The sequence below is a fragment of the Modestobacter altitudinis genome (assembly GCF_005930475.1).
Taxonomy (GTDB): Bacteria; Actinomycetota; Actinomycetes; order Mycobacteriales; family Geodermatophilaceae; genus Modestobacter; species Modestobacter altitudinis.
Genome location: NZ_SJEW01000137.1, coordinates 1 through 3,132 on the forward strand (window position 1 = coordinate 1; position 3,132 = coordinate 3,132).

The 3,132-nt window shown below is 75.0% G+C and carries 6 protein-coding genes and 1 riboswitch; of the genes, 4 read left to right on the forward strand and 2 right to left on the reverse strand.

What is annotated here, in order from left to right:
* Window positions 1–195, reverse strand: a 195-nt coding sequence (locus tag FHL79_RS24720; protein WP_138761200.1) for a hypothetical protein, incomplete at its 3' end; no start/stop codon positions are given.
* Window positions 196–242: 47 nt separating this feature from the next.
* Window positions 243–365, reverse strand: a riboswitch (cobalamin riboswitch).
* Between the two features lie 68 nt (window positions 366–433).
* Between FHL79_RS24720 and FHL79_RS24725 the strand changes: the two genes are divergently transcribed.
* The 4 genes from FHL79_RS24725 to FHL79_RS24740 all read left to right on the forward strand — a co-directional run bounded on the left by FHL79_RS24725 (window position 434) and on the right by FHL79_RS24740 (window position 2,629).
* A complete protein-coding gene (locus FHL79_RS24725) occupies window positions 434–880 on the forward strand; it encodes a hypothetical protein (RefSeq protein WP_138761201.1) in 447 nt (148 codons plus the stop codon).
* Window positions 877–1,209: a transcriptional regulator gene (locus FHL79_RS24730; protein ID WP_138761202.1), complete on the forward strand. Its 333-nt coding sequence runs from the start codon at window positions 877–879 to the stop codon at window positions 1,207–1,209. Before FHL79_RS24725 ends, FHL79_RS24730 begins: the two co-directional genes overlap by 4 nt.
* 26 nt (window positions 1,210–1,235) lie before the next feature.
* The gene (locus FHL79_RS24735; RefSeq protein ID WP_138761203.1) at window positions 1,236–2,288 is read left to right on the forward strand and encodes an AbrB family transcriptional regulator; all 1,053 of its coding nucleotides are present in this window, start codon (window positions 1,236–1,238) and stop codon (window positions 2,286–2,288) included.
* Between the two features lie 65 nt (window positions 2,289–2,353).
* Complete coding sequence (locus tag FHL79_RS24740; protein ID WP_218938605.1) at window positions 2,354–2,629, forward strand: DUF8847 domain-containing protein; 276 nt, start codon at window positions 2,354–2,356, stop codon at window positions 2,627–2,629.
* 41 nt (window positions 2,630–2,670) lie between these two features.
* Here FHL79_RS24740 and FHL79_RS24745 read toward each other — a convergent pair.
* Window positions 2,671–3,132 (reverse strand): type II toxin-antitoxin system PemK/MazF family toxin (locus FHL79_RS24745; RefSeq protein ID WP_218938606.1); only part of this gene is annotated, 462 nt, incomplete at its 5' end.

Genomic DNA, 3,132 nt, shown 5'->3' on the forward strand with positions numbered 1-3,132 from the left:
GTCGCAGGCGAAGCGGCACCCGGCGACGACGTCGACCGGCGGCAGGACGGCGGCCAGCGCGCGCACCGTCGTCGACTTCGCGGTGCCCTTCTCGCCGCGCACCAGCACACCGCCGACGGCGGGGGAGACCGCGTTGAGCAGCAGCGCGAGTCGCATGTCGTCCATGCCGACCACGGCGCCGAAGGGGTAGGTCACGGGTAGACCACTGGTCCTCTCCCCGGGTGTCCACGCCCGGAGGTGGCAGGAAGCGACAGCGGGAGTTCCTGACTCCCCGGCCGGGTGGCCGGGTCACAGTGGCGGGACCGCGCCGGAGTCGCACCGGGCTTCCTCCACTGCCGTCGCAGTTGGACGGTCATCAGACCACGGCGACACGAACGGCGACAGGGGCGGTGTCTCTTGACGAAGTGGAAAGTGGTGCGTCACTGTTTCCAACATGGAAAGCAACGAGATGGACCGGGACGTCGCCGCCGCCCAGCTGGCCGCGCTCGACGCCGACCGCGCCGCGCTGGCCGACCGGGTGCTCCAGCCGTGGTGGTACGACGTCCTGCTGGGCCTGCTGCTGTTCGGCTTCCTGGCGTCCTACGCCTTCGACTCGCTGTGGGTGACGTTCCCGGCGCTGCTCGTGTTCTGCGCCGCGCTCGGTGTGCTGGTCGCGGCCTACAAGAGGATCAGCGGCGTCTGGGCCAGCCCGAGCGGACGGGTGATGGTGCCGTGGGGCGTGCTGGTCCTGGTGGTCCTGGTGCCCGCGTTCGTGCTGGCCGAGGGCTTCGACCAGCACTGGGTGATGGTGCCGGCCGGTGCCGTGCTGGGCATCGCCGTCGCCGTGCTCAGCCGGCTGTGGGGTCGCGCCTGGGTGGCCGAGCTGCGCGGTCAGCAGTGACCGCTGCCGTCCCGCGGTTCGACGCGGTGATCCACCCGCCGCCGCGGCTGCAGATCTGTGGCCTGCTCGCGGCGGTCGACACGATGGAGTTCTCCGCCGTCCGGGACGCCGTCGCGGTCAGCGACTCGGTGCTGTCCAAGCACGTCAAGCAGCTGGAGGAGGCCGGGTACGTGGCGGTGCGGAAGGCCACGATCGCCTCGCGCCAGCGCACCAGCCTGGCCCTGACGAAGACCGGGCGGGCCGCCTTCTCCGCGCACGTCGCCGAGCTCCGCCGCATCGTCGAGGCACCGCTCGACGCACCTCAGGGCGGGGCCGGCACGGGGAGGTGACGGGCGCCGGGGCAGAGTGAGCGGCGATGGAGGGACGACGGCGGGCGCTCGCCGACTGGGCCGTCGTCCTGGCCGTCGGGGTGGCTGCCGGCGCAGTGCTGGCCCTGCTCGGCGTCCCCTCCGCCCCGCTGTTCGGCGGGCTGGTCGCCGGGCTCGGGCGAGCGCTGCTGGGCCGCACCCGGCTGACGCTGCCCCGCCCGGCCGGGATCGGCGCGCAGGCGGTCATCGGCGTCTCGATCGGTGCCCTGGTGCAGACCGGCACCCTGCGCACGATCGCCGAGCACTGGCTGCCCGTGCTCGCCGTGACGGTCGCGACCCTGCTGGTCAGCCTGGTGGCCGGCCAGCTGATGCGGCTGCAGCGCGGGATCAGCCCGGTGACCGGTGCGTTCTCCATGATCGCCGGCGGTGCCTCCGGGATCACCGCGATGGCGCGCGACCTCGGCGCCGACGAGCAGGTGGTCGCCGTCCTGCAGTACCTGCGGGTGCTGCTCATCGTGGTGGCGATGCCGATCGTGGCGACGACGGTCTACGGCGCCTCCTCCGGCGGCGGGACGCCGGCCGACGACGGACCCGGCTGGCCCGCCGGGCTGCTGTTCACCGCGGTCTGCGTCGTCCTCGGCGTGCTGCTGGGCCGGGTCAGCCGGTTGCCGGTCGGCGCGCTGCTCGGTCCGCTCGCGGTCGCCGCCGCGCTGGACCTGACCGGCCTGTCCCAGGACGCCGGCGTGCCGGCGGTCGTCGAGGCCGCGGGGTTCCTCGCGATCGGGCTGCAGGTGGGACTCGGCTTCACCCGGGACAGCCTCCGGCTGGTCGGCCGGGCGCTCCCGCTGGCCCTGGCGCTCATCGTCGGCGCGGTCGCCGCCTGCGCCGGGCTGGGCGTCGTGCTGTCCCGCACCGCGGGGGTGACGCTGCTCGACGGCTACCTGGCGACCACACCCGGCGGGCTCTACGCGGTGCTCGCGACCGCCACCGGCAGCGGTGCCGACGCGACGTTCGTGCTGTCGGTGCAGGTGCTGCGGTTGTTCGTGATGCTCTTCTCCGCGCCGCTGCTGGCGCGGTTGCTGCGGCCCCGGCCCGGCTGAGCGGTCCCCCGACACCGCTGTGGACCCGCCGCTGGCCGGGCGGGCGCGCGCCTACCCTGGTCCGGGTGCGCCAGTCGATCCAGGGAGAAGCGAGTGCCGACGCCGTGAGCAGCGCGGAGGACACCGATGCCGTGCTGCTCTTCGTCGGAGGCCCGCTCGACGGCCGGGTGGAGATCCGTGCGGCCCGGCACGGGGACCCGCTGCCGACGATCACCCACGTGCACCTGCACGACGGGCCGAAGGTCGTGCACCGCTACGACCTGCAGTCGCTGACCGACTCGGCCGGGGTGTACCACCTGCGCCCGCGCACCCAGCGCGACGAGCAGGGCTGCGCCGACTGACGGCCCCGCTGTAGGGGCCGGGGGGCGGCGGGGGTCCGTCGTCAGTCGCGGCGGCGGTGCACCTCGGCCGCGACCTGGTCGAAGCGCGCCCGGTCCAGCGCCGCGCCCTCGCGGCGGACGTCGGCCGGGTCGATCCGCAGCACCCGGTCGACCCGCACCTCGCTCGGGCGGCCCTGCCGGTCCCAGGCGCCGGTTCCCACGTCCACCCAGTGCCGGCCGTGGCGGGCCTCGTCGTCGGCGTCCAGGTCGTGGTCCTTGCTGCTGAGCATGAGCGCCAGCAGCGCGTCGCCGTCGCGGCCGACGACCAGCACCGGCCGGTCCTTGCCGCGGCCGTCGTCCTCCTCGAAGGGCACCCAGGCCCAGACGACCTCGCCGGGGTCGGGCCGGTCGTCGTCGTGCGGGCGGTACTCCAGCCGGAGCGGTCCGGTGTGCTCGGTGACCGGGCCGCGGCGTCGGGGCGGACCGGCCGGCGGCAGGGTGGCCCGCGGCTGGTCGGCGGGGGC

Coding starts and splice junctions, on each gene's coding strand:
- FHL79_RS24725 (WP_138761201.1), top strand. CDS start 434: ATGGAAAGCAACGAGATGGACCGGGACGTCGCCGCCGCCCAGCTGGCC.
- FHL79_RS24735 (WP_138761203.1), top strand. CDS start 1,236: ATGGAGGGACGACGGCGGGCGCTCGCCGACTGGGCCGTCGTCCTGGCC.